This window comes from Streptomyces caniferus, assembly GCF_009811555.1.
Lineage (GTDB): Bacteria > Actinomycetota > Actinomycetes > Streptomycetales > Streptomycetaceae > Streptomyces > Streptomyces caniferus.
The window spans coordinates 1,391,340-1,416,329 of sequence record NZ_BLIN01000005.1; the positions used below are offsets into that span (position 1 = coordinate 1,391,340).

Below are 24,990 nucleotides of genomic sequence, written 5' to 3' on the forward strand. Positions count from 1 at the left end.
CGGGCCCGGGGACGCTCCGGGAGACGGGGCAGCAGGTCCGCCACGCCCCCGCCGGGCGTCAGGAGTGGTTCTTGCTCTTCAGGGAGTCCTTCATCCCCTGGATGTTCTCCTTGGCGTTGCCCATCGCGCCCTTGGCCTTGCCCTTGGCCTCGTCGGTGCGGCCTTCGCTCTTCAGGCGCTCGTCGCCCATGGCCTTGCCGGCCTTCTGCTTGGCCTTGCCCTTCATCTTGTCCATCGCGCCTCTGTCACCCATGACGTACTCCTCTGTCCGGTGGGAAGGGGGAAAGCTTCGGCACCACGCTGCCGCAGGTCGCGGCGGCCCGCACCCGGAGGCGGCTACCGGTACTGACCGGTTCGCGGGCACGGCGCGGAACACCGTCCCGGCTACCTGCCGGTATCGCGTGCCACGGCGGAGGACAACTGGTGCAGCCGCAGCGCCAGCTGGATCTCCAGGGCGCGTGCCGGGGTCTGCCAGTCGGGTCCCAGCAGCCGGCTCACCCGCTCCAGGCGCTGGGCGACGGTGTTCACATGGACGTGCAGGGAGTCCTTGGTGCGGGCCGGGCTCATACCGCAGGCGAAGTAGGCCCCGAGGGTGCGCAGCAACTCCGTCCCGCGCCGGGCGTCGTAGTCGGCGACCGGGCCGAGCGTCCGGTGGACGAACCCGTCCACGTCACGGGTGTCGGCGAGCAGCAGACCGAGGAAGCCGAAGTCGGCGGCGGCCGCGCCCTGGCCGGCCCGGCCCAGGACGCGGAGCGCCTCCCGGCAACGCCGGGCCTCCGCGTAGGCGTCCACGACCGCCGCGGGGCGGACGGCCGGCGCCGGGACGGGGGCCGAGGCGCCGACCGTGACGGGCTGGTGCAGCGCGGCACCGAGCCGGGCGGCGATCTCGCGGGCGGTGTGCGCCGGGTCGCCGTCGGGGCCGAGCGGCAGCAGCAGGACGGCGCCGCCGTCCCGTACGGCGGCCAGTCCCCGGCGGGTGGCGGCGAGATGGGAGGCCGCCGACCACAGGCGGCGGCGGTCGGCGCCGTCGGGGTGGGACGCGGCCTCGCCGTCGGCTTCCGGCGCCCCGTGGGCCGGTGGGACCTCGTCGGTCCGGGCCGCCAGGACGATATGCGGCGCATCGAGGTCGGCGCCGACCCGGGCCGCGCGTTCGCCGAGCAGGCGGGGATCGCGGTCGGCGGCGTTCAGCAGGTCGTCCAACAGTTCGCCGCGCACCCGCTGTTCGGCCTCGCCGGCCGTCCGCCGGGCGAGCAGCAGCAGCGAGGTGACCATGGCGGCCCGCTCCAGGGTGCGCTGGTCGACCGGGTCGAGGGCCGGGTGACCGCGCAGGACGAGCGCGCCCAGGACCTCACCGCCCGCCCCGACCGCCGCGACCCAGTCGGCGCCCTCCCGTACGGCGTGACCGTCGGCGCGGGAGCGGTCCAGCGCCGCGGCCGGTGCCCGGCCGGGGTCGGTGAACTCGACGTCGCCGTGCAGGACTTCCGCCAGCGCCTGCGCCACGTCCGCGACCCCGCCGCCGCGCAGCACCAGTTCGGTCAGCCGGTCGTGGATGTCCGAGGCGCGTTCGATGACCGAGCTGCGGTCGCGGATGATCTCGTTCGCGGCTTCCAGTTCGGTGAGCGTCTTACGGGTCTCGGCGAGGAGGCGGGCGGTGTCGATCGCGACGGCGGCATGCGCCGCGTGGGCGGCGAGCAGGGCTATCTCCCCGTGTTCGAAGACCCGCTCGCGGCGGTCGGCGGCGAAGAGTACGCCGATCACGCCGCTGCCGAGCATCAGCGGGACCCCGAGGATCGCCACCAGGCCCTCGTCGTGGACGCCCGAGTCGATGGTGCGGGTGTGCCGGAACCGCTCGTCGTGGAAGTAGTTGTCGGTGACGTAGGGGCGGGCGGTCTGGGCGACCAGCCCGCCCAGGCCTTCGCCCATGCCGAGCCGCAGCTGCTGGAACCGCGCGGAGACCGAGCCGTCGGTGACGCGCATGTAGGTGTCGCCGGCGGCGGGGTCGTTGAGGGTGAGGTAGGCGACCTCGGTGCCCAGGAGGGAGCGGGCCCGGCGCACGATCGCCCGCAGCACCGCGTCGAGGTCGCGCAGCCCGGCGAGGTCGTGGGCGGTGGCGTACAGCGCCGACAGTTCGGCCTCGCGCCGTCGGCGGCCCTCCAGCTCGGCACGTACCCGCAGGGCGAGGAGCTTGGCCCGCTCCAGTGCGGCGAGCCGGCCGGCGGACGCCCCGTCGGCGCGGGCGCGCAGCACCGGCCGCTCGTAGTCCTCGGCCGCGGCACCGGCGGCCAGCAGCCTCAGGAAGGCGGTCTCGGCCGGGTCGTGGGCGAGGCCGTCGGCCGGGGCGCGATCCCGGTCGTGGGGAACGGGCGCCGGCGGACGTGCGTCCACGGGGCGGGGCGCCGGCAGAGGCACCGCGTCCACGGCGGCGGGCGCCGGCGGGGGCACGTCCGCGCGTCCCGGTACCGGCGGGGACGCGTCCGCGGGTCCTGGTTCCGGCTCGGGCATCGGCTGATCGGAGGACATGGTCACAGGGATACCTCCGGATCGTCGCGGTGCGCCAGCCTCCGCGGCGGGCTCCCGGACCGGGGACCGCTCAATGCGCGGTCCAGCCCCCGTCCAGTACCAGAGAGGTACCGGTCATGAAGGACGCCTGCGGAGTGCAGAGGTAGGCGACGGCCTCGGCGACCTCCTCCGGTTCGAGCAGCCGCTTGAGGGCGGAGTCGGCGAGCAGGAGGTCGGCCAGTACGCGTTCCTCGGGGATGCCGTGGGCGGCCGCCTGGTCGGCGAGCTGCCGTTCGACGAGGGGGGTGCGGACATAGCCGGGGTTGATGCAGTTGCTGGTGACGCCGTGCCGGGCGCCCTCCAGGGCCGCGGTCTTCGAGAGCCCCTCCAGGCCGTGCTTGGCCGCGACGTACGCGGACTTGAAGGGGGACGCCCGCAGACCGTGCACGGACGAGATGTTGATGACGCGGCCCCAGCCCTGCGCGTACATATGGGGCAGCGCGCCCCGCAGCAGCCGGAAGGGCGCCTCCAGCATGACGGTCAGGACCTGGTGGAAGACCTCGGGCGGGAACTCCTCGATGGGGCGCACGAGCTGGAGGCCCGCGTTGTTGACGAGCAGATCGGCGCCGGCCGCGGCCCGCTCGGCGGCGTCCAGATCGGTGAGGTCCAGCGGCCACGGTTCGATGCCGCCCCGGCCGCCGTCCGGGTGATCCGCCACGAGGGCGGCCAGCCCGTCGGCGTCCCGGTCGACCGCGCGCACCGTCGCGCCGGCCGCCGCCAGCCGCAGGGCGCAGGCGCGTCCGATGCCGCCGGCCGCTCCGGTGACGAGCGCGGTGCGGCCGTCGAGGTCGAGGGATACCGGGCCTGGGGTGCCGATCACGGTCATGTCCGCACCTTAGGCAGCGGCCTGGTCCGCCACCGATGTGTCCCGGCGCCACAGTTCACCGGGCGATGGTGGTGGCCGCCCACGTCAGATGTGGTGCCCGCGCCCTGCCCCGGCCGCCCTCGCGGACGGTGCGCCGCCGTTCCCGGCGGCCCGTCCGCTTCACCCGATCGGCCGTCCCGGATCGCCGGGCGGCCCCAGGGCCCCTAGCGTCGTACGACGCAGCGTGCCGTCTGCGCACCGCCGTCCCATCCGCGCACCGCCGCCCCGAGGGAGACCGACATGCGGAGGCTCATCGCCGTGCCGACGGTGCTGCTCGCCCTGGCCGCGGCGGGCTGCGGGGACGCGGACGGCGACCGGGATCCGGCGGCCGCCGCGCCGTCCGCCACAGGCACCGGTGCGGGCCCGGACGAGCATCCGGACCAGGACGCGGGTTCCGCGTCCCCCACCGTCCCCGGGCAGCCGCTGAACTGCGGCGAGCTGACCGACGCACTGGGCAAGGCGGGGGACGTCACCCTCTACGCGGATCCCGCGGCCGGCGGCACGGTGGACTGCGCGGAGGCCCGCCAGGTGATGTCCGAGTTCTTCGTACGGGTTCCGCACGAGGGCCGGGACGACCGGGGCACGCTGGCCGTCCGCGGCTGGTTCTGCCAGTACGAGAGCGGCCCCACCGGCACCTGGATCACGACCTGCCGCAAGGACAAGCGGGAGATGCACACCGAGGAGCCGTCCGATCAGCCGTCCGCCCCGGACCCGTCCGAGGAGCCCGGCGATCCGGACGGCTCCCAGCTGCCCACGCTTCCCGGCGCGCCCTCCGACCCGACGGACGAGCCGTCGACGGAGGAGCTGTAGCCACTGACGGACGAGCCATGGCCCCGCCGGCCGCCGGAGGAGCCCGGAGCACCGCGGGGGCGCGCCCCTGGACGGCCGCTCAGGGCTGCTGCCCCTCCGGCTCCTCCTCCATCGTGTGGAACCAGGTCGGTCCGGCCTCCAGCGCCCGCTTGATGCGGGTCAGCGCGTACTCCTCGAGCTCCGGCAGGGCGTCCACGTCGAACCAGCCCACCTCCAGCGACTCGTCGTCATTGACCTTCGCCTCGCCGCCGACCGCCCGGCAGCGCAGCGTCACGTCCATGAACTGGCAGACATCGCCGTTGGGGTAGTGGGTGGGCGGCATGGTCTCGACGAGGACGACGCCCTCGGCGACGACCCGCACCGCGGTCTCCTCGTAGACCTCGCGCATCGCGGTCTCGGCGGGCTGTTCGCCGGGCTCGGGAATGCCACCGATCACCGACCAGCCACCCGTGTCGGCCCGCTTGCCCAGCAGGACCCGGCCCTGGTCGTCGAAGACGACCGCGCTCACCCCGGGCAGCCAGAGCAGCTGCCGGCCGATGGAGTTCCGGAGGTGACGGATGAATTCGGGGGTTGCCATGCTCCGACCCTACGGGACGTCCCTGACGGCACCCGGCCCCTGGGGTGATCCGGCCGCGTACGCGCTCCGCACGGCGTTCAGGCACCCGCCGGGGTCCCCTTGCGCGGCCGCAGCCGGCCCCGGATCGCGCGGACGGCACCCTCGGCGTCGTCGACGGTGACGGTGAAGTCGCGTCCGTCGCCGAGCCGCACCACCACGCCCTCACCGCGGCGTACGACCACGGCCGTTCCCTGCTCGGGGCGCCAGCGATAGCCCCAGCCGCCCCAGTGGCGCGGGGTGACCTGGGGGGTGAAATCGGCGCCGACGACGGTGTCGAGGGGGATGCGGCGGCGCGGCACCCCTATATGGCCGCACCGCACCTCCAGGCAGTCCTTGTCGATGCGTACCGCGACATGGACGTAGGCGAGCGTGCCGAAGAGCACCAGCAGGCCGACCGCGACACAGCCGACCACCGACATCACCAGGGGCGCGAGGCCCGCGGTCCAGTTGCTCTCGACGGCGAGCTCGATGCCCAGCGCGAGGCAGCCCGCGCCGACCGCGGCCAGCAGCCACTGGATGCGGTTGGTGGCACTGCCGTGCCAGACCTCGGGAATTTCCGCATGGGAGCCGCCGGTGGGGCGCGCTCCGCTGTCGGCGCCATCGGTCGTGCCAGGGTCTTCGGGGGCTGCTGCCCCCTCGTGGGGGTGGTCCCTCATGAGACGCAGCGTACGCGTCTTTGCACGCTACGGCAGGGCGTCGGCCGGTCGTTCAGGGCCAGGCGCGCGGTGCCGCCGACGTCATGGCCGACGTCGGCGGCGGGCATCAGCGCCGGGCGGCCGTGGCGACGCCGTCGGCCCGGGCAGGGCGCTCGGCCGGGGTCCCCGGGGCGAGGTCCGTACGGCTCGCGGCGAGCAGCCGGCCCTCGGCGAAGGTGAGCGCCTCGGCCGGCAGCCCGCCGGGACGGCCGCTGAGGATCACGCTGAGTGCGCCGGTCGGGGCGGCGGCCGGCGCCGGCTCGGCACCGATGCGGCGCAGCGCCTGGGCGGCGACCGCCTCGGCGGAACCGTGCAGGACGAGGGCGGGGGCGCCGGGCTGCTGGAGGGCGGCGCGGATCCGTTCGGCGACCAGCTCGTAGTGGGTGCAGCCCAGGACGACGCTGCGCACGTCCCGGGGGGTGCGCGCCGCGGCGGCCGCGATGGCGTCGTCGATCGCGGCCTCGTCGGCGGCCTGGACGGCGTCGGCGAGCCCGGGGCAGGGCACCCCGGTGACCTCCACGCCGTGCCCGAACCGCTCGATCAGGTCCCGCTGGTAGGGGCTGCCGGTGGTGGCGGGGGTGGCCCAGATGGCGACCGGGCCGCCGCCGACCGTGGCGGGCTTGATGGCCGGGACGGTGCCGATGACCGGGACCTCGGGTTCCAGTTCGGCGCGGAGCGCCGGCAGCGCATGCACGGACGCGGTGTTGCAGGCGACGATCAGGGCGTCGGGGCGGTGTGCGGCCGCGGAGCGGGCCACCGCCAGTGCGTGTGCGGTGACGTCCTCGGGGGTGCGGGGGCCCCAGGGCATGCCGTCGGGATCGGAGGAGAGGACCAGATCCGCGTCCGGCCGCAGTCGCCGCATGGCGGCGGCCGCCGCGAGCAGCCCGGTCCCGGAGTCTATCAGCGCGATCTTCACCCGGACACTTTACTCAGTCGCCCGCAGGGCTTGTCATACCGGGCGCGCGGCGGGCGGGCGGCCCGCCGGGGCCGCGGGCGCACGGCGGACGGCCGCCTCCCGGCTGGGCCCCGGCCCGGTCCCGGCCCGATCCGGTCCCGGGACACCGTGTCGATCGCCGCTGCGCCCTGGTGGAGGTGCGGCAGACTGCGGCCGTGAGCGCGATGGAGTGGATCGGTGCCGGGTCGCTGCTGGCCTGGGTGTGGCTGCTGCTGGGGCAGGGCTTCTTCTGGCGGACGGACGTACGGCTGCCCAAGCGCCGCGATCCGGAGCGCTGGCCGTCGGTCGCGGTGGTGGTCCCGGCGCGGGACGAGGCCGCGGTGCTGCCGGACAGCCTGCCGTCGCTGCTCGGGCAGAAGTACCCGGGCCGGGCGGAGGTGTTCCTGGTCGACGACGGCAGTACGGACGGGACGGGCGCGCTGGCCCGGGAGCTGGCGGACGCGCGCGGCGGACTGCCGCTGACGGTGTCCTCGCCGGGTGAGCCCGAGCCGGGGTGGACGGGGAAGCTGTGGGCCCTGCGGCACGGCATCGCGCTGGCGCGGGAGCGGGTCGCTCCGGAGTATCTGCTGCTGACCGACGCGGACATCGCCCACGATCCGGACAGTCTGCGGGAGTTGGTGGCCGCGGCCCGGTCGGCCGGCCTGGATCTGGTGTCGCAGATGGCCCGGCTGCGGGCGGTGACCTTCTGGGAGCGGCTGATCGTGCCGGCGTTCGTGTACTTCTTCGGGCAGTTGTATCCGTTCCGGTGGGTCAACCGTCCCGGAGCGCGGACCGCGGCGGCGGCCGGCGGCTGTGTGCTGCTGCGGCGGGAGGCGGCGGAGCGGGCGGGCATTCCGGAGGCGATCCGGCATGCGGTGATCGACGATGTGACGCTGGCCCGTGCGGTGAAGCGCTCCCCGACGGACGGGGGCATCGCGCAGCGATCCGGCTCGGGGCGGCGGCGGGCGGCGGGCGGGCCGATCTGGCTGGGGCTCGCGGACCGGGTGGACAGCGTGCGGCCGTATCCGCGGCTGGCCGGACTGTGGCGGATGGTCTCGCGCAGCGCCTACGCCCAACTGCGGCACCGGCCACTGCTGCTGCTCGGCACGGTGCTCGGCCTCGCGCTGGTGTATCTCGCCCCGCCCGTCGCGCTGGTGGCCGGGCTGGCCGGCGGCAGGCCGACGGTCGCCGCGCTCGGCGGGGCGGCCTGGGCGGTGATGTGCGGGACGTATCTGCCGATGCTGCGCTACTACGGGCGAAAGCCGTGGTGGGCGCCGCTGCTGCCGTTCACCGCGCTGCTGTATCTGCTGATGACCGTGGACTCGGCGGTGCAGCACTACCGGGGGCGCGGAGCGGCCTGGAAGGGGCGGACGTATCCGGCGCCCTGAGCAGCGCCCCCGGCGCTCCGGGCAGGGCCCCGTGCTCCGGCGGGGCCCCCGGCGCCGTCGTCATTTGCGGGCCGGTGACCAGTCCAGGCCCCAGCCGTAGGCGTGGTCGACGGTGCGCTGCGGGCTGACACCGGGCTCGGGGACGAGGTAGCGGGACTCGCGCTGGACGACGAGTTCGCCGCCGGTGTTGGTGATCAGGGCGAGCGCGCAGACGTTGGAGGGCACCGTGCAGGCGTCGAGCGAGAAGTCGACGGGGGCGCCGTACTGGGGCTGGAGGGTGACCGTCGCGCTCAGGCCCTCGAAGCTGCGGGCGCCGGCGTAGACGGTGACGAAGATCAGGATGCGTTTGATGTGTGCCTGGTGGTCGAGGTTGATGGTCATGTTCTCGCCGCCCGCGACGGCTCCGGTGCGGTCGTCGCCGTCGAGCTGGATGAACGGCGGGGAGTGCAGCGCGCCGAAGTTGCTGCCGAGCGGGTGGACCACGCCGGCGGCGCCGTCGGTGAGTTCGTAGAGCGCGCACAGGTCGAGGTCGAGCTCGCCGGACGGGGGCAGCAGCGCGCCACGGGCGCCCATGGCCTGCATCGCCTTGCGGCCGAGTGTCTTGCCGAGCCGCTTGCCCGCCGAGCCGCCGCTCCAGTTGAGGTTCACCCGCATCGCCCCGGAGGTGCCGCCCTGCTTCGTCAAGGAGACGGCAGGGGCGTCCTTCGTGAGGGTGACTTTCGTCAGACGAACGGGAGGGGGCGCCGGTGCGGGCGCGGGCTGCCCCGGCGGGGGCGGGAAGGACCCCCCGAGCTGTCCCGCCGACAGCGGCGGCGCGGGGGCCGCGGGCGGCGGAGCCATGGGAGGCGCGGGGGCCGGGGCGGGCGGCGGCGGGGCCATGGCCGGCGGCGCGGGCCGGGCCGGCGCCGGTTCCTCGACGCTGATGCCGAAGTCGGTGGCCAGTCCGGCGAGCCCGGTGTCGTACCCCTGCCCCACCGCGCGGAACTTCCAGGCGCCCTGACGGCGGTAGAGCTCGCCGAGCACGAAGGCGGTCTCGGCGCCGGCGTCGTGGCTGTCGAAGCGGGCGAGCTCCGCGCCGCTCGCCGCGTCCAGCACCCGGATGTGCAGCCCGGGGACGCTCCCGAAGGTGCCGCCGTCGGCGGAGGCGGCCAGCACCACCTTGTCGACGGCGGGTTCGACGGAGGCCAGGGCGACGGTGAGGGTGTCGGTCATCGTGCCGCCGGCCGGGCGCTTGCCTTCGTGGCGTACGGCGCCGGAGGCGTGCGCGGCCTGGTTGTAGAAGACGAAGTCCCCGTCGTCGCGGACCTTTCCGGACACCAGGAGCAGGGCGGAGGCGTCCACGTCCGGTGTCCCCGGGGCCGCCTGCCAGCCCAGTTCCACCCGGACCTCCGGGGCCGGGACCGGGACATTGCTGCCCTTGAGCATCGACATCGCCGCGCCTTCCTCTCGTCCGCCGTGCCCCCTGTCCGGTGGCACTCCCAACCTACTTGGCCCGAACCGCTCCGAACGCCCCTTGTTCACCTGCGAGAAGCGGGGTCTTTACACGATCCCTACGGGCGATCGCGACCGATTTCCACAAGTTCGCTCGCATTGGCGCTCCATGGCCGCTCCGAACACGCAAAACAACCCTCTTTTCAGGCTCCCCAATCGGCACATCGTGGGCTTAACTTATGAGGCATGACCTCCCCCCGCTCTACCTACGGCGGCTACTACGCTTCGCCGTCCTTCCCGGACACCCCGATCTACGACAGCCTCGTCGCCGAACGGGGTACGCCGCAGATCGCCCCGATCCGGGTGAACCCCTCCCCTTACGACACGGGTTCGTCCTATATGCCGGCGCGCCCCTCGGCGCTGCCGGCGCTTCCCGCCGCGCCTTCCCACCCGTCGCCCGGCCACGGCTACCCGGGAGCGGCCGCACAGCCGGTCGCCCCGCTGCAGCAGGCTCCGGCGCCGTACATCCCGCAGCAGGCGGGCGGCCGCGGCTATCAGTCCCCGCAACAGCAGCAGCCCCAGCGCCCGCCCATGGGCACGGGGTACGAGGCGATGCGGCCGGCCGCCCCGGTGGCGCCCCGGCAGGCCTCGCCGTACGACGACCCGTACGGTCGTCAGTACCCGCGCGGGTACTGACCTGGGCCATCGGTCAACTGTCCGAGGCTGCTGGCAGGATGGACGGCATGCCGAAGCCTGCTCTCCAGTCGATCCATCTCTACCCGGTCAAATCCATTGCGGGGTCCGGTCCCGGCGAGGCGGTCGTGGAGCCGTGGGGGCTCGCCGGGGACCGACGCTGGCTGCTGGTGGACGCCGAGGGCAGGCAGCTCACCCAACGACAGCAGCGGACTCTCGCGTTGGCGCACGCCGAGGAGCAGGCGGACGGTGGCCTCGTGTGCACCGCGCCCGGAAGGGAGCCGCTGACGGTCGAGGTGCCCTCATCCGGGGAGACGATCACGGTCGAGGTCTGGAGCGACAAGGTCGAGGCGGTACCCGCGGACCCGACGGCGTCCGAGTGGTTCAGCGGGTACCTGGGCATCGAGTGCCGGCTGGCGCACCTCGATGCCCCGGAGAAGCGCCGGCCCATCGACCCGGACCACTCCAGGCCCGGCGACACGGTCAGTTTCGCCGACGGCTTCCCGCTGCTGCTGACGACCGCCTCGTCGCTGGACGCCCTCAACTCGCTCATCGCGCAGGGCGACCACGCCGACGAGGGCCCCCTGCCCATGAACCGTTTCCGGCCCAATGTGGTGGTGGACGGCACCGCCCCCTGGGCGGAGGACGACTGGCAGCGGATCCGTATCGGCGACGTGGTGTTCGAGGTGGCCAAGCCCTGCTCGCGCTGCGTGGTCACCACCACCGACCAGCGCACCGCCGAGCGCGGCAAGGAGCCGCTGCGCACCCTCGCCCGGCATCGCCGGTTCGGTGACCGGCTGGTCTTCGGCCAGAATCTGATCCCCCGCGGGGTCGGCACGATCCGTATCGGCGACCCGTTCGAGATACTCGGCTGACGGGCCGGCGCGGCCGTTCGCCAAGGTCGCGCCGCCGGCCCTCGGCAGCCACGGGCCGCCGCGGCCGGTGACCACCCGTCGGCGGGGAGCGCCCGGCGCCGCCGACGGCGAAGCCCGACGGAAGACGGAGAGCTGGGTGTCGATGCCCGCGAGGGACACCGGTGGCGACCGCCTCCTCCCCGTCCAGCATCTGCGGTCCGGGGACCATGCCTTCGTGAGTTACGGCGACGACGAGGTGCGCTGGGAGGTCGTCACGGCATTCGTGCGGCTCGGGCTGGCCCGCGGCGAAAAGGTCCTGGTGCTGCCCTGCCCCGGGGTGCCCGAGGACGAGGTGCTGGCCAGGATCGACTTCCCCAGCCGCAGCACGGCTGCGGCCCGTGAGCGGGGCCAGTTGGTGGTGACCAGCATGCGTGCGGTGATCCTGCCGGACACCGCGTTCACCGCCGCGCGCCAGATGGGCCGGCTGTACGCGGAGACGGACCGGGCGACGGCCGAGGGGTACGCGGGCCTGCGGGCGTTCATCGACATGGGCTGGGTGCGTGCGCTCGGCGCGGACGTCGAGGTGATGGCGTGCCGCGAGAGCGGTGCGCAGGCGCTCTTCACCGGCCGGCCGTACACGGAGATCTGCGCCTACGACCGCCGCCGGTTCGACCGCGCGGTGCTCACCGCCATGGAACGGGCGCATCCGCGGGCCCTCCTGGAACGCCTGGGCAGCCTGCGGTCGCTGCGCGCCCCGGACGGCACGCTGTGCTTCGTCGGCGAGGCGGACGCCGCGCACCGGACCGCGTTCGGCCGGTCGCTGGAGCTCGCGCTGGCGCAGACGCCACCGGTCCGGTGGCTCACGGTGGATCTGACCCGGCTGCACTTCCTGTCGGTCGGCTGCGCCGTCGGCCTGCTCCGCTCGGCCCGCTGCGCGGCGGGCCACGATCTGGTCGAGGTGCGCTGCGACCGCGGGCAGCACCGGCTGCTGCGCCGGCTGGGCGCGGGGACGGTGCCGCGGCTGGCGCTGACGGAGGTGGTGCGGGCGTGGTGAGCCCCGGTCCGGCCGAGGTGCCGGCGGAGGAGTCCGGCTGCCGGCTGCTGCAGCGGCGCTTCACCGCCCGGCTGCTGCCGCAGTTGCGGCTGCTGGTCGAGGAGTGTGCGGCCCGCGAGGGGCTGTGCGAGCCGCGGCGCGGCGAATTCGTCCTGGCGGTGGACGAGATCGCGGGGAATGCCGTGGAGCATGCGGGCGGTTCGGGGCGGCTGGTGCTGCGGCGGGTGGGCGATGAGCTGGAGTGCCGGATCAGCGATGCGGGCCCCGGGTTCAGCGAGGAGGTGATCCCCGAGCTGCTGCCGGGCCTGGACGGCGCGCCGAACGGGCGCGGGCTGTGGCTGGCACGGCTGGTGGCGGACCGTTTCGCGGTGGCCGCGAAGGCTCCGGAGACGGGTGTGACGGGCGCCGTGGTGACGCTGGCGGTACGGCTGCGCTGAGCGCGGTGCCACCGCGGCCGGGACTCCGGGACGCGGTCCCCGGACACGTTCCATACGTCCGGTTGTCGCTCTTTGTACCGGGTGAAGTTGCTCTCTCTTCGCGGAACTCTCGCATGGACCACCCCTGATGAGGTATCCACGGACACGGAGAGGGGGCAGGATGCGAGCGATGAGAGGTGTATGGCGCTGGCGGCGCAATCCGCTGCGGCGCCGGACCGATCGGATCGAGGCCTGGGTGGCGCTCGCCGCCGCCCTGCTGATCGCCCTCGGGGCGACCTCCGTGGGCTGGCTCGCCGGACGGGCCACGCACGGCGCGCTGCTGGAGACCGTACGGATACAGCACCAGCAGCGGCATCTGGAGTGGGTCACCGTCGACCGGCTGGTCTCCCGGACCCCGCTCGACCCCGATCCCGAGACCTCGTCGCAGCGCGATGCGCACCGCCGGGTCGTCGCCCGCTGGACGGCACGGGACGGCACGGCACACATCGGACAGCTCGCCGCGCCGCGTCCGGTGGAGACCGGGGAGCGGTTCCGGATCTGGACGGACGGCCGGGGCCGGGTGGCGCCGCGGCCGATGGACGCCAGTACGGCGGGGACGCACGCGGTGCTGGCCGGTCTGGGCACCACGGCCGGGGTCGGCATGATGATCGAGGGCGCCCGGCGGATGGTCGTCTGGCTGCTGATGGTGCGTCGCTTCCGCCGCTGGGACGAGGAGTGGGAGCGCGCCGGCCAGGACTGGGGCCGGGCCGGCGCGGGGAGTTGAAGGGCCGCCTTTCCAGGCGGCTGACCGTGTCAACTACCGCCCGCCGGGCGCGCTACGGTGGTGGCGCCAGCCTCTCGGCTGGGGCCTCGCAGACCGGAAAACGGACATCCGCGGACGGATGGTGCCGGGCCGACGACAGCCGCACGAAGTGGGGGCACGACAGCGCCATGGCACAGGGCTCGGTCCAGGTGACGCACTCCGGAACGTCGCGTTGGCGGCGCCGCACAGGGGAGTACAGCTCGCTCGCCGCCGCCCTGGAGGCCGCCGGGGACGGCGATGTGCTGACCGTCCCGGCCGGTACCTACCGCGAGAACCTGGTGCTGGTGCGCGCCGTGACGCTGCGCGGACCGGACGGGGCGCGCGGGTCGGTGCGGATCGCCCCGGCCGACGGAGTGGCGCTGACGGTCCGCGCCTCGGCCACCGTCCACGATCTGCATCTGGAGGCGACGGATTCGGCCTCCCCCGCGCTGCTGGTCGAGGACGGCGCCCCCGAGCTGACCGGCCTGCGGGTGGTGACCCGGTCCGCTTCCGGTATCGAGGTCCGCGGCGGCGCCCGCCCGACGGTGCGGCGCTGCACGGTCGACAATGCGGGCGGGGTCGGCATCAGCGTCCTGGACGGCGCGGGCGGCGTCTTCGAGGAGTGCGAGGTGATGGCCGCCGGGCAGACCGGGGTGGCGGTGCGCGGCGGGGCCCACCCCCGGCTGGAGAACTGCCGGATCCACCACGCCTCGGGCGCCGGCCTGTCGGTCAACGGCGAGGGCAGCGCGGTCGAGGCGGTGGGCTGCGAGCTGTACGAGATCAAGGGCGCGGGGATCCAGGTGGCCGCGCGGGCCACCGGCCATTTCACCGACTGCACGGTGCACCGCACCTCCGCCGACGGCGTCACCCTGGACACCGACGCGGTGCTCACCCTCGCCGACTGCGACATCCACGACATCCCGGAGAACGCGGTCGATCTGCGGTCGCGTTCGGTGCTGACGCTGACCCGCAGCACGGTGCGGCACTTCGGACGCAACGGTCTGTCCGTATGGGACCCGGGCACCCGCGTGGACGCCAACCAGTGCGAGATCCACGACAGCACGGGCGACTATCCGGCGGTCTGGGTCAGCGACGGCGCCACCGCCCTGCTGGACTCGACGCGGGTGCACGATGTGCCGGACGCCCTGTTCGTGCTGGACCGGGGCTCCCGCGCCGACGTCGTGGACTGCGACATCGCGCAGGTCCGCAACACCGCGGTGTCGGTCAGCGACGGCGCGACCGTACAGCTCGACGACTGCCGGATCAGGGAGGCGGCGACCGGTGCGTGGTTCCGCGACCACGGCAGCGGCGGCACCCTCGCCAACTGCACCATCGACGGTGCGCAGACCGGGGTGATCGTCACCAAGGGCGCGGACCCCACGATCGAGGGCTGCACGGTCAGTTCACCGGCCGAGGCCGGTTTCTACGTCTCCGCGGAGGGCCGCGGCACCTTCCACGGCTGCCGGGTCACCGGGAGTTCGGGGTTCGGCTTCCATGTGATCGACGGCTGCCGTACGGCGCTGACCCGGTGCCGTACGGAGCGGTGTGCGCGCGGCGGCTACGAGTTCGCCGAGGGCGGCGCCGGGCAGAGCGACGGGCCCACGGTCCAGGACTGCACCAGTGACGAGAGCCGCGCCGTACAGGAACCGGCCGCCGGAGCGGTGACGGCCCCGGCGGTGCAGCAGGCCACGCAGACGGCGGGACTGCTGGGCACCGTCCCGGCGCAGCTCCCGCCGCCGGCCGCCCCGGCCGCACCGGAACCGGCGGTCAGCAGCCGGCCCTCCGACGAGGTGCTGGGCGAACTGGACACCCTCGTGGGGCTGGAGAGCGTCAAGCGCGAGGTGCGCAGCCTGATCAACATGATCGAGGTGGGGCGCCGCCGGCAGGAGGCGGGGCTGAAGGCCGCCTCGGTGCGCCGCCATCTGGTGTTCACCGGCTCTCCCGGCACGGGCAAGACGACCGTGGCGCGCCTGTACGGCGAGATCCTCGCCGCCCTCGGGGTGCTGGAGCGCGGGCATCTGGTCGAGGTGTCCCGGGTGGACCTGGTCGGCGAGCACATCGGCTCGACGGCGATCCGTACCCAGGAGGCGTTCGACCGGGCGCGCGGCGGGGTGCTGTTCATCGACGAGGCGTACGCCCTCTCTCCCGAGGACTCCGGACGGGACTTCGGCAAGGAAGCCATCGACACCCTGGTGAAGCTGATGGAGGACCACCGGGAGGCCGTGGTGGTGATCGTCGCGGGCTACACCGCCGAGATGGAACGCTTCCTGGCGGTCAACCCCGGCGTGGCGTCCCGTTTCTCACGCACCATCACCTTCGGCGACTACGCGCCCGAGGAGTTGCTGCGGATCGTCGAGCAGCAGGGCGAGGAGCACGAATACCGCCTCGCCGAGGGGGCCGGCGAGGCGCTGCTGAAGTACTTCACGGCGCTGCCCAAGGGGCCGTCGTTCGGCAACGGCCGTACCGCGCGGCAGACCTTCGAGGCGATGGTCGAGCGGCACGCGGGGCGGGTGTCGCAGCTGACCGCCCCGAGCACCGACGACCTGTCACTCCTCTACGCGGACGATCTGCCCGAACTCCCCTGAGCGGGACGGTCGTCCGGGCAGTCGGCAGCGGCACCGCGGCCCGCGTGACCGGCGGGCCGCTGGCCCGGCAGGTCCGGGCCGAGCCGGGCGATCAGCTCGGCGCGCACCCTGCCGAAGACCGGGTCGGCCTGATAGTCGCCGTGGCCCAGGATCTGGGCGGGCAGCGGGTTCTGCAGGGTGCGGCCGAAGGCGAGCGGGTCGCGCAGCGGCCCCTCGTCGATCCGGCGGCCGTCGTCGCAGGTGAGGCGGATCGGGCCGCCAATGGGGTCGGTGAAGCGCCACAGGTTGCGCCAGTCGTCCATCTGACGGTGCAGTCCGGTCAGCGCGGGCGGCCCGAAGAAGGCGGGGAACCAGCGTCCGTAGAGCCGCTCCAGGGGACTGCCGTACGTCAGCAGGGCGACGCGGCTGCGGGTGACCAGGTCCAGCTGCCAGACGGCGGCGGCCGCCAGCACGCTGCCCTGCGAATGCCCGGAGAGCACAAGCCGGCCGTCGAACCGCTCGGTCCAGGTGGCCATCCGCCAGGTGAGGTCGGGGACCGCGCGCTCGGCGTAACAGGGCGGCGCGAAGGGGTGGGCGGCGCGCGGCCAGAACGTACCGACGTCCCAGAGGATGCCGATGGTGCGGCGCGCGGAGTGGTCGCGATAGGCCCGCCGGCCCATGGTGATCAGCAGTATGACACCGGCGCTCATCAGCCAGGAGCCCAGGGACTCGGCGGTCTCGGCGGCGGCGTGCACGACCGGCGGCGCGCCTTCGGTGGCGCGACCCGGTGCCAGGTCGCTGAGCCAGGCGCCGGCCACCGCGCCCGCTCCGAGTACGAGGGTGACGGCGGCGGTGGCCGCGACCAGGACCGGCGCGGAGTCGGTGAGTCCGGCGCCCGCGATGGTGCCGGCGATCCGCTTCGTACGACGCTCGTCGGGGTGCTCGCGCGGGTCGTAGAGCCCGGGGACGTCCTTGGCCACCCGGCCGCTGACGACCATCACGCGGACGGCGGCCAGCACGACGACGATCGCGACCACGACCAGCAGGACGGGGATGACCGAGGCCTGCCAGGACAGCAGCACCGGCGGCCCGGGGATGGGAGCGTGTTCCTGGCCGGGGGTCGCGCCGCCGTCCAGCCAGTCCGCGAAGCGCTGGGCCACTCCCCCGGACAGCACCCCGCCGACCGCGCAGGCCAGCAGGGCGACGGCGGGTCCGCCCATGCCGCACAGGGCGGTCCGGGCATCGTCGGGGGCGGAGCGCTGCAGGACCCAGGCGGTCAGGGCCAGCGCGAGGACCAACAGGCCCTGGAAGACGGCGATTCCCCCGAAGGCGGCGGCGCCGGGCAGCGCACCGTGGCTGTGGGACCCGGGGCGCGCCCAGCCGGTGTGCACGACGACCAGCGCCAGCACCCCGAGGGAGGCGAACGGGAGCGCCCGCACGACCAGATGGTCGGACTCGTCGTCCGGTGCCGCCTCGCTGCGGGCGGTGCGCCAGACGACCACGACGGTGACGGCCGCGAGCAGGATGACCAGGGCGGTCAGGGCCCGGCCGGTGACCGCGAGGGCGGTGTGGCCGTCGCCGCGCCCGTCGGCCCGGGCGCCGGCGGCGAGGAGGACGGCGGCGATGGTCAGCACGCCGGCCGTGGTGTGGGCGGCGCGCAGCCGGGCGACCAGCCGGCGGCCGTACCAGAAGCCCTTCAGGCTGAGCGGGGTGCGTTCGGCGACCGGGGTGTCGCGGGAGGTGCCGGGCAGCCGCGGCGGCGGCGAGGCGGATTCGTAGGCACTCCACGTACGGCGCGAGAGCCACCACAGGAAGCCGATGACGAGCAGCGGCACCATGGAAGCGAGCGCGAGGCGGCGGCCCGGGGCGCTCCACCAGCCGGAGTTGTCGGGGCTGAGGAAGCCCATCCAGGACTTGCCGGCGGCGCAGACGGTGGTGCCGGCGCACTGCCAGGCGGTGAGGTCGAGGGCGACCTCGCAGGCCGCGGCGGCGAGCAGGACGGTGAGGGTGAGGGCGAGGATGCGCACCAGGAGGTCGTAGAGCCGCTGGGCCGGGTGCTCGGGCGGGGCGGCCGGGCGCATCCAGTGGGCGAGGTTGGCGACCATGAAGGGCACCAGGAGCAGCCACAGGGCCCGGGCCCCGTTGCCCGAGGTGAGGTTGGACCAGCAGTACGCCTCGCGCACCGGCTCGCCGCGGTAGTCGTCGGGCCGCTGCTCGGCGTCCGCGTCGTCCGTACGGCGGTAGCAGGCGGCGGTGTCGTCGCCGGTGATCAGCTGGACGCGCGGGTCGCCGAGCATCTCCTGTGCGGTGGTGCCGCCGACGCCGTGCACCAGCAGCTCCAGGGAGAGGTGCGGTGCGGCGGGTGGCGGGCCATCTGCCGTGCTCTCACGGCCCGTTGGGCGCGCGTGCGGTGTCGGATCCGCGGTCTCCACTGGTGTCCCCCGTAGTCATGCGGTGTGTGAGGCGTGCGCAGGGTCGTGCGTGCGCTGTGGGTAGTGGTTGCGCTGCGTGGTGCGTGGTGCGTGGTGCGTGCGATGTGTTGGTGGTGCGTTTGCGCGGGCTTGGCAACGTGCGCGGGGCGGTGCGTGCGCGGTGGCTCGCGCCGTGTGGTGGTGCCCCGTTGTTCGTACGGCGCCGTGCGGTGCGGCGCTCCCGGATTGTCTCTTCCCCCGGGAAGCACATCCAGTACCCACTCCGGGGCGGTACTTGGTCGGTGGGCGGGTGGGCGGGGTTTTGCGCGCCCCCGCGTCCCCCCCACCCCCGAACCCACCCCCCGCCCCCTCCCCCGAAGGGGGAGAGGGGGAGGGGGCGGGGGAGCGATCCCGGCCGCCCCGGCCGCCCCGGCCGCCCCGGCAGGCCCGGCAGGCCCGGCAGGCCCGGCAGGCCCGGCAGGCCCGGCAGGACCAGCAGGCCCTGCGGCAGGGCGGCAGGGCCGCGCCCCACCGCAGGCCACGTCCCACCCCATAGGCCGCGCCCCGTCGCAGGCCAGGTCCACCCCATAGGCCGCGCCCCGCCGCAGCCCACGCCCCACCGCAGCCCGCCCAGCCCCGCCGCCAACCACCACCGGCCACAGCGCACGCGCCACCCCCGCCGGGCCCCCTCCCCCAACCCCATCCACATGCCCATCCCCCACCCCCTCCCCACCAGCAATCACTTCCCCCGTCACCAGCACCACTGTCAGTACCTCGTGCGAGGATGAGGGCATCAGTGATCGCGGGCGGCAGCCAGCGCGTACGACCCGACACAGCGAGCCGGGGCGGAAGGGACGGGCCGGGGTGAGCGACAACCAGAACCTCCTCGCGGAGCAGCGGCGTGCCCTGATTCTCGACGAGATCAGGCGACGCGGAGGGGTGCGGGTCAATGAACTCACCCGCAAGCTGAACGTGTCCGATATGACGGTCCGTCGCGATCTGGACGCACTGGCCCGCCAGGGCCTGGTGGAGAAGGTGCACGGCGGCGCGGTGCCGGTCAGCGAGCCGAGTGCGCACGAGCCCGGTTTCGAGGCGAAGTCGGCGCTGGAGCTGAGCGCCAAGGAGGACATCGCCAAGGCGGCGGCCGAGATGGCGGCACCGGGCAGCGCGATCGCCCTGGCGGGCGGCACGACCGCGTTCGCGCTGGCGCAGCAGTTGCTGGACGTGCCGGATCTGACGGTGGTGACGAATTCGGTACGGGTGGCCGATGTGTTCTACGGCGCGCAGCGGGCGGCGGCCAGCGGTGGCGCCGGGCCTCGCGCGGGCGCCGCGACGGTCGTGCTGACGGGCGGGGTGCGGACGCCGTCGGACACCCTGGTGGGCCCGGTGGCCGATGCCGCGATCCGGTCGCTGCACTTCGATGTGCTCTTCCTCGGGGTGCACGGCATATCGGTGGAGGCGGGGCTGTCGACTCCCAATCTGGCGGAGGCGGAGACCAACCGGCATTTCGTGCGGTCCGCGCGCCGCGTGGTGGTGGTCGCGGACCACACCAAGTGGGGCACCGTCGGCCTGAGTTCGTTTGCGACGCTGGACCAGGTGGAGGTGCTGGTGACGGATGCCGGGCTGTCCGCCGAGGCGCGCGCGGAGTTCGCCGAGCTGCCGCCGGAGCTGGTGGTGGCGGGCGAGCGGCCGGCCGACGCGGACATCTGACGAACTGACAGATCGTCAGCTAAAGTGAGCCGCTGCGGCGGCGTTCCCGGCCGCCGCTCCGCAGGCCGCCGACCGTCCCGTAGGGGGTGCTCGTACATGGCACGCCGACTCCGCCCCGTCGAGCTCGCATTCGTCGAGTCCGCCCCGCTGCGGCTGGTGTTCGCGGCGGAGGCCGCCGCGCCACCGGAAGCGGTGTATGCGGCGCTGGCGGACGATGTGGCGGGCTGGTCGCGCTGGTTCACGGGCGTGGCCCGGTCCGCGTCGACGCACGGCGGCAAGGGCCGTGAGGTGCACCTCACGGGCGGCACCCGCTTCACGGAGACGGTCCTGGCGGCCGAGCCCGACGTGCGCTACGCCTACCGGGTCGACACCACCAACACCCCCGGGCTGCATGCCCTGTTGGAGGACTGGCGGCTGACACCGACGGATGGCGGCACCCGACTGCGGTGGACGTTCGCGGCGGACGGCCCCGCACCGTTCCGCTTCCTGCTGACGCTGGCCAGGCCCGGCCTGGGCCGCGCCTTCCGGAAGTCGGCGCGGGCCCTGGACCGCAGGCTCGCCAAGGCCTGAGGCAGCTCGGGACGCCGGCCGGCGCGACGGACTCGGACGGGCCAGGAGTCAGACGGGCCAGGAGCCGGTGGCCAGGAACGTGTCGAGGGTGCGCGCGTAGGGCGCGATGTCCAGCCCTTGGGAGGCCAGCCAGTCGTCGGAGTAGTACTTGTCGAGGTAGCGGTCGCCGGGATCGCACAGCAGGGTGACCACGGACCCCCGTTGCCCCTCGGCGACCATCTCCGCGACGATCTTCAGGGCGCTCCACAGCCCCGTGCCGGTCGAGCCGCCCGCCTTGCGGCCGATCGCGGTCTCCAGGGCACGTACGGCGGCGATGCTGGCCGCGTCCGGCACCTTCATCATCCGGTCTATCGCGCCCGGCACGAAGCTCGGCTCCATACGGGGCCGCCCGATGCCCTCGATGCGGGAGGCGGTGGCGCAGTCCGTCTTCGCATCACCGGTGAGCCAGCCGTCGAAGAAACAGGAGTTCTCCGGGTCGGGGACACAGATGCGGGTGTCGTACTGCATGTAGTGGACATAGCGGGCGATGGTCGCGGAGGTGCCGCCGGTGCCCGCGGTCGCCACGATCCAGGCGGGCTCGGGATAGCGTTCCAGCCGCAGCTGCTGGTAGATCGACTCGGCGATGTTGTTGTTGCCGCGCCAGTCCGTGGCCCGTTCCGCGTAGGTGAACTGGTCCATGTAATGACCGCCGGATTCCGCGGCGAGCCGGGCGGAGACCTCGTAGACGGTCCGCGGGTCCTGCACCAGATGGCAGGTGCCGCCGTGGAACTCGATCAGCCGGGTCTTCTCGCGGCTGGTGGTGGCCGGCATCACCGCGATGAACGGCACCCCGATGAGCGAGGCGAAATACGCCTCCGACACGGCCGTGGAGCCACTGGAGGCCTCGATGACGGGCTTCCCGGGCCGGATCCAGCCGTTGCACAGCCCGTAGAGGAACAGCGAGCGGGCCAGCCGGTGCTTGAGGCTGCCGGTGGGGTGCGTCGACTCGTCCTTGAGGTAGAGGTCGATGCCCCACTCCTCGGGCAGCGGGAAGCGCAGGAGGTGGGTATCGGCGGTGCGGTTGGCGTCCGCCTGGACCTTGCGGACGGCTTCTTTGAGCCAGCTCCGGTAGGCCGGATCCGTACGGTCGCCGTCCACGGTCGGCATCGGGGTACTGCCCACGGCCTCGGTCGGCACCGAGGCGCCGGGTGCGGCCTCGGTCGGCGTCGGGGTACCGGCCACGGCCTCCTGGTCGGGCCGGCTCTGCGGCTGCTGTGCGGTGCTCACCGGCGCGCTCCTCCGGGGTGGGTTCGAAAGCCCGCGCACGACGGCGAGCAGACTCCGACTATAACCACCCTCTGCACCCTTCTCACCTGCATAAACATCACTTTGGGATACCCCAAGCAGGTCGTGGGGCAGGATCGTTGCGTGCTGTGCACACCGGGGGGGGGCACTGGTGCACCGGGCGCGGCACCGGCAGACTTCTTCTCAAGGGGCGGTGGAGGGCAACTGCCCGTCCAACCGAGGAGGTGCCGGCATGGCGGAGGCCGAGTTCAACGCGACCGGCGTACGGATCGAGCGATGGCTGCGGTCCTTGACCCGCGCCGGACAGGTCGTCATCCGAGACGGCCGCCTGGCGCTGCTGACCAGCTACGGCACGGAGATCGACAGCGCCCCGCTGCAGGCCGTAGAGGCCCATAAACCGCTGTTCGCGGCCCGGGACCGGGCGCTCGCCACGCTCAACGGCCACCGCTATTCGCTCACCCTGGGCGCCCCGGAACTGTTCTTCAAGGCCCTGGAGGCGGCGCGTCCGCAGCGCTCCTGACGGCCCCCTCCGGACGTGGAGGTGCGGTTGCGGGAGCGGACCGGCTGCATGACCCTGGACTCGTATCACTGAGGGTTCACCAGCGGTGACGCTGTGGCGCAGTCGGCATCGCTGGATCCGATCTTCGCCCCTGCCCGGTGAGAGGGGCGCCCGGCCTCATCAGGGAGTCGCGGTCGTGATCAGGCAGCCCAGCAGGCACTGCACGGTGGAGCTCCAAGCCGTTCCGGCTCGCATCGGACATGTGCGCAGAATCGTCTCCGCGCAGCTGCGGTACTGGCGTCTCGACGCCTTGATAGACCCGGCGGCGCTCGGGGTGACCGAACTCCTCGCCAATGTCCACCGGCACGCCCGCCCCAGCAAACAGTGCACCGTGGAACTGTGCGTCCTACTGGACCAGTTGACGGTCTCGGTGCACGACGAGGATCCCCGGCTGCCGCGGATCCGGGCCGCGGACACCTGGGACACCTGCGGTCGCGGCCTGGCACTGATCGCGGCGCTCAGCGAGAGCTGGGGGGTGCGGCCGGACGGCAGCGGCAAGGTCGTGTGGTTCACCCTTCCGGCGCTGACCACCGCTCCCGAAGAGGCCTGTACGGTCCGTGGCTATCTGGAGCCCCTGCCGCTGGCGGACACCGGTACGGCGGCCGGCCCGTGCCCCGGGATACGGGGTACGAGGGTCGGCTGACGGGGTGGCCCGCGGCTGGCCGCGGGCGGGGCGGTCAGGCCGGATCGCGCCCTGCCCTCATGTCGGTCATGCCGCCCAAGAGCCGGGTTCGCAGCGGTCAACCCGTCCACACCCAACAGCCCGCGCCGATCGGCCGGTCCGTGCCCGACCCTCGCACCGGGCTGCCGGTTCTTACCGGACACTCACACCGGTGAGGGGTGGCTGGATATCGCCGAGGCCGGTGATTTCCGGCCGGTGATCGAGGCCGGTGATCGGCGCGGGCGGGTGATCAACGAGCGTGAGTGATCAACGAGCGTGGGTGACCGCCGAGGAGTTCGCCGATGCGGCCCGCGCGACCGCGGGCACGGGGCCCGGTGACCGGCGCGCCCACGATGCCCCTCCCACCGACCCCGCGCCGTTTTCCCGTATCCCGCCGCCCAGTTACCCTCTGCGGCCCCTACTGATCGGTCCGGTCACTACGGCCCGCGGCGCATCCAGCCGCGCTGAAGGCGGCCACCCGGTCCAACTCCCGACGGGTCATGGCAGCGTCGTGTCCGCCGCGTACCGCATCGGCACGCGCCTTCCTGCCCCTGGTTACGAGCCGCGCACCCAACGGCCCAGGGGCCCCGGCGACCTGGCGGCGGTGATCCCCCCCCGGCATCGCCACCACGCTCACGCCGAGCCGGACGGGCCCATGACCGCGGCGAATTGACCGGCCGGGAGGTCGAGGTTCACCCCCTCCGGGGTCCGCACCCGCGCCTCGTCCGCCCCGTAGGCCTTGAGGGCTCGACGTCCCTCGCAGTGGGCGCGGCCCCGGTGCGGCAGGCGGCGGTCATGCCGTGCCTCCCTTGGGGCCGGCGCCGAAGTGCTCCTCCAGGACGGAGAGCCGGCGCCAGTACTCCTCCTCGTCGATCTCCCCGGCGGCAAAGCGCCGGCCCAGTACGGCGAGGGGCGAGGGGGCGTCGGCACGGGCGGAGTACTGCGGGCCACGGAACCGCCCGCCGGGCCCGCCATGGCGTCGGCCGGTGCGGCGCAGCAGCGTGACGACGCCGACGATGACCAGCGCCCACAGAACGGGGACGAACAGGAACCAGGGCCCCGGGCCACCGCCGGCCCAGGGTTCGGCGAGTTCGAACATCATGATCAGCTCCTCGCTGAGGCAAGGGGCCGGAGGGTTCCGGCCCCGGGGAGGACCGGGGGTTCCGGTCTCCTTCGAGCCTCGCCCGCGGAAGGCCGCCGGTCGTCGTACGGCCAGCGGCTCTGTCCGTACGCCACGGGAAGTACGCGGGGCCTCCCCGCCTGCTCCGACCGCTAAGGCCCGCCCTCCCCCCGCTCCGGCGCCCCTTGAGCTCTGTAACTACTAGTATGTACAGTGCTCGCATGAGCACTCAGGAACCGCTCGGCACACAAGAACCGCCCGGTGCACACGAACGGCTCGCCCCCCAGGAACCGCCCGGCGTTTCAGCACCGCCCGGCACTCCAGCACCGCCCAGCCCATGGACACCGCCCGGCACCCGCACCGCACCCGGCACGCACCACGCCCCCAGCACCCAGGAACGCCTCGTGCGGAGCACCCAGGAACTCCTGTGGGAGCGCGGGTACGTCGGTACCAGCCCCAAGGCGATCCTGGACCGCGCGGGCGTCGGCCAGGGCAGCATGTACCACCATTTCGCCGGCAAGTCCGCGCTCGCGGTGGCCGCGATCCGGCGCACCGCCGAGGGGATGAAGGCGGTCGCCGAGGAGTCCCTGAGCGCCCCCGGTACGGCGTACGAGCGGGTCGCGGGTTATCTGCTGCGCGAGCGGCAGGTGCTGCGCGGCTGCCCGGTCGGCAGGATGACCCAGGACCGCGATGTGGTGGACAGCCCCGAGCTGCGGCAGCCGCTGGACGAGATGTTCGGCTGGCTCCAGGGCCGGATCGCCGAGGTCCTCGCCGAGGGGCGGCGCCGTGGCGAACTGGCCGCCGGACTGGACCCGTCGGCCGTCGCCGCCACCGTCGCGGCCGTCGTCCAGGGCGGTTACGTCCTGGCCCGCGCGGCCGATGACAGCGCCCCCTTCGACGTGGCCGTCCGGGGCGTGCTGTCACTGCTCGCCGCACAGGTCACGCCCGGCACGGGCACCACCGCCTGACCGCCCTCCCCGCACCGTACGGAGCC

Annotated in this window: 23 protein-coding genes; 13 read left to right on the forward strand and 10 right to left on the reverse strand. The window is 73.9% G+C overall.

The annotated features are described in order from the left end of the window. Window positions 1-58 precede the first annotated feature (58 nt). The 3 genes from Scani_RS22635 to Scani_RS22645 form a co-directional block, all read right to left on the reverse strand. Window positions 59-253 (reverse strand): CsbD family protein, encoded by a 195-nt coding sequence (locus Scani_RS22635; protein WP_159479292.1) that lies wholly within the window; start codon window positions 251-253, stop codon window positions 59-61. A 131-nt stretch (window positions 254-384) separates the two neighbouring features. Further along, entirely contained in the window at window positions 385-2,520 is a 2,136-nt protein-coding gene (locus tag Scani_RS22640) for a helix-turn-helix domain-containing protein (protein WP_246296091.1), read from the reverse strand. A 70-nt stretch (window positions 2,521-2,590) separates the two neighbouring features. Next, complete coding sequence (locus Scani_RS22645) at window positions 2,591-3,385, reverse strand: 3-hydroxybutyrate dehydrogenase (RefSeq protein WP_159479294.1); 795 nt, start codon at window positions 3,383-3,385, stop codon at window positions 2,591-2,593. Between the two features lie 279 nt (window positions 3,386-3,664). On the opposite strand from Scani_RS22645, the gene Scani_RS22650 reads away from it, so the two are divergent. Continuing rightward, on the forward strand, window positions 3,665-4,234 hold the full coding sequence (locus tag Scani_RS22650; protein ID WP_159479296.1) for a hypothetical protein: 570 nt from the start codon (window positions 3,665-3,667) through the stop codon (window positions 4,232-4,234). A gap of 79 nt (window positions 4,235-4,313) precedes the next feature. On the opposite strand, the gene Scani_RS22655 is transcribed toward Scani_RS22650, so the two are convergent. From Scani_RS22655 to Scani_RS22665, 3 genes are all read right to left on the reverse strand, one after another. After that, window positions 4,314-4,811, reverse strand: a complete 498-nt coding sequence (locus tag Scani_RS22655) for an NUDIX hydrolase (RefSeq protein ID WP_159479298.1) — start codon at window positions 4,809-4,811, stop codon at window positions 4,314-4,316. Window positions 4,812-4,888: 77 nt separating this feature from the next. After that, a complete protein-coding gene (locus tag Scani_RS22660) occupies window positions 4,889-5,506 on the reverse strand; it encodes a hypothetical protein (protein WP_174872742.1) in 618 nt (205 codons plus the stop codon). 106 nt (window positions 5,507-5,612) lie between these two features. Next, window positions 5,613-6,461: a glutamate racemase gene (locus Scani_RS22665; protein ID WP_159479300.1), complete on the reverse strand. Its 849-nt coding sequence runs from the start codon at window positions 6,459-6,461 to the stop codon at window positions 5,613-5,615. A gap of 203 nt (window positions 6,462-6,664) precedes the next feature. On the opposite strand from Scani_RS22665, the gene Scani_RS22670 reads away from it, so the two are divergent. Beyond that, window positions 6,665-7,867 (forward strand): glycosyltransferase, encoded by a 1,203-nt coding sequence (locus tag Scani_RS22670; RefSeq protein WP_159482304.1) that lies wholly within the window; start codon window positions 6,665-6,667, stop codon window positions 7,865-7,867. Between the two features lie 60 nt (window positions 7,868-7,927). Here Scani_RS22670 and Scani_RS22675 read toward each other — a convergent pair whose 3' ends face one another. Beyond that, complete coding sequence (locus tag Scani_RS22675; RefSeq protein WP_159479302.1) at window positions 7,928-9,298, reverse strand: TerD family protein; 1,371 nt, start codon at window positions 9,296-9,298, stop codon at window positions 7,928-7,930. A gap of 246 nt (window positions 9,299-9,544) precedes the next feature. Here Scani_RS22675 and Scani_RS22680 point away from each other — a divergent pair, with 246 nt between their 5' ends. The 6 genes from Scani_RS22680 to Scani_RS22705 all read left to right on the forward strand — a co-directional run bounded on the left by Scani_RS22680 (window position 9,545) and on the right by Scani_RS22705 (window position 15,702). Further along, on the forward strand, window positions 9,545-9,994 hold the full coding sequence (locus Scani_RS22680) for a DUF6643 family protein (protein WP_159479304.1): 450 nt from the start codon (window positions 9,545-9,547) through the stop codon (window positions 9,992-9,994). Window positions 9,995-10,041: 47 nt separating this feature from the next. Next, on the forward strand, window positions 10,042-10,866 hold the full coding sequence (locus Scani_RS22685) for an MOSC domain-containing protein (protein ID WP_159479306.1): 825 nt from the start codon (window positions 10,042-10,044) through the stop codon (window positions 10,864-10,866). Window positions 10,867-11,008: 142 nt separating this feature from the next. After that, window positions 11,009-11,899, forward strand: coding sequence for an MEDS domain-containing protein (locus tag Scani_RS22690; RefSeq protein ID WP_159482305.1), 891 nt, complete (start codon window positions 11,009-11,011; stop codon window positions 11,897-11,899). Beyond that, a complete protein-coding gene (locus tag Scani_RS22695) occupies window positions 11,893-12,336 on the forward strand; it encodes an ATP-binding protein (RefSeq protein ID WP_159479308.1) in 444 nt (147 codons plus the stop codon). Before Scani_RS22690 ends, Scani_RS22695 begins: the two co-directional genes overlap by 7 nt. Before the next feature lie 169 nt (window positions 12,337-12,505). Then, window positions 12,506-13,099: an Rv1733c family protein gene (locus tag Scani_RS22700; RefSeq protein ID WP_159479310.1), complete on the forward strand. Its 594-nt coding sequence runs from the start codon at window positions 12,506-12,508 to the stop codon at window positions 13,097-13,099. 167 nt (window positions 13,100-13,266) lie between these two features. Further along, window positions 13,267-15,702 (forward strand): right-handed parallel beta-helix repeat-containing protein, encoded by a 2,436-nt coding sequence (locus Scani_RS22705; protein ID WP_159479312.1) that lies wholly within the window; start codon window positions 13,267-13,269, stop codon window positions 15,700-15,702. Here the strand turns inward: Scani_RS22705 and Scani_RS22710 are convergent. Next, window positions 15,672-18,113, reverse strand: coding sequence for a hypothetical protein (locus Scani_RS22710; protein WP_174872743.1), 2,442 nt, complete (start codon window positions 18,111-18,113; stop codon window positions 15,672-15,674). The genes Scani_RS22705 and Scani_RS22710 overlap by 31 nt on opposite strands. 843 nt (window positions 18,114-18,956) lie before the next feature. Here Scani_RS22710 and Scani_RS22720 point away from each other — a divergent pair. Beyond that, on the forward strand, window positions 18,957-19,802 hold the full coding sequence (locus tag Scani_RS22720; RefSeq protein WP_159479314.1) for a DeoR/GlpR family DNA-binding transcription regulator: 846 nt from the start codon (window positions 18,957-18,959) through the stop codon (window positions 19,800-19,802). Between the two features lie 96 nt (window positions 19,803-19,898). Continuing rightward, entirely contained in the window at window positions 19,899-20,372 is a 474-nt protein-coding gene (locus tag Scani_RS22725; protein ID WP_159479316.1) for an SRPBCC family protein, read from the forward strand. 48 nt (window positions 20,373-20,420) lie between these two features. On the opposite strand, the gene Scani_RS22730 is transcribed toward Scani_RS22725, so the two are convergent. Beyond that, complete coding sequence (locus tag Scani_RS22730; protein ID WP_159482307.1) at window positions 20,421-21,518, reverse strand: PLP-dependent cysteine synthase family protein; 1,098 nt, start codon at window positions 21,516-21,518, stop codon at window positions 20,421-20,423. 370 nt (window positions 21,519-21,888) lie between these two features. Here Scani_RS22730 and Scani_RS22735 point away from each other — a divergent pair, with 370 nt between their 5' ends. Together Scani_RS22735 and Scani_RS22740 are read left to right on the forward strand one after the other, a co-directional pair. Then, window positions 21,889-22,176 carry a hypothetical protein gene (locus Scani_RS22735; protein ID WP_159479318.1) on the forward strand — a complete coding sequence of 96 codons (288 nt, stop codon included), beginning with the start codon at window positions 21,889-21,891 and terminating at the stop codon, window positions 22,174-22,176. A gap of 175 nt (window positions 22,177-22,351) precedes the next feature. Next, window positions 22,352-22,858: an ATP-binding protein gene (locus tag Scani_RS22740; RefSeq protein ID WP_159479320.1), complete on the forward strand. Its 507-nt coding sequence runs from the start codon at window positions 22,352-22,354 to the stop codon at window positions 22,856-22,858. An 811-nt stretch (window positions 22,859-23,669) separates the two neighbouring features. On the opposite strand, the gene Scani_RS22745 is transcribed toward Scani_RS22740, so the two are convergent. Next, window positions 23,670-23,975, reverse strand: a complete 306-nt coding sequence (locus tag Scani_RS22745) for an SHOCT domain-containing protein (protein WP_159482308.1) — start codon at window positions 23,973-23,975, stop codon at window positions 23,670-23,672. 425 nt (window positions 23,976-24,400) lie between these two features. Here Scani_RS22745 and Scani_RS22750 point away from each other — a divergent pair, with 425 nt between their 5' ends. Beyond that, on the forward strand, window positions 24,401-24,964 hold the full coding sequence (locus Scani_RS22750; RefSeq protein ID WP_159482309.1) for a TetR/AcrR family transcriptional regulator: 564 nt from the start codon (window positions 24,401-24,403) through the stop codon (window positions 24,962-24,964). The last annotated feature ends 26 nt before the right edge of the window (window positions 24,965-24,990 follow it).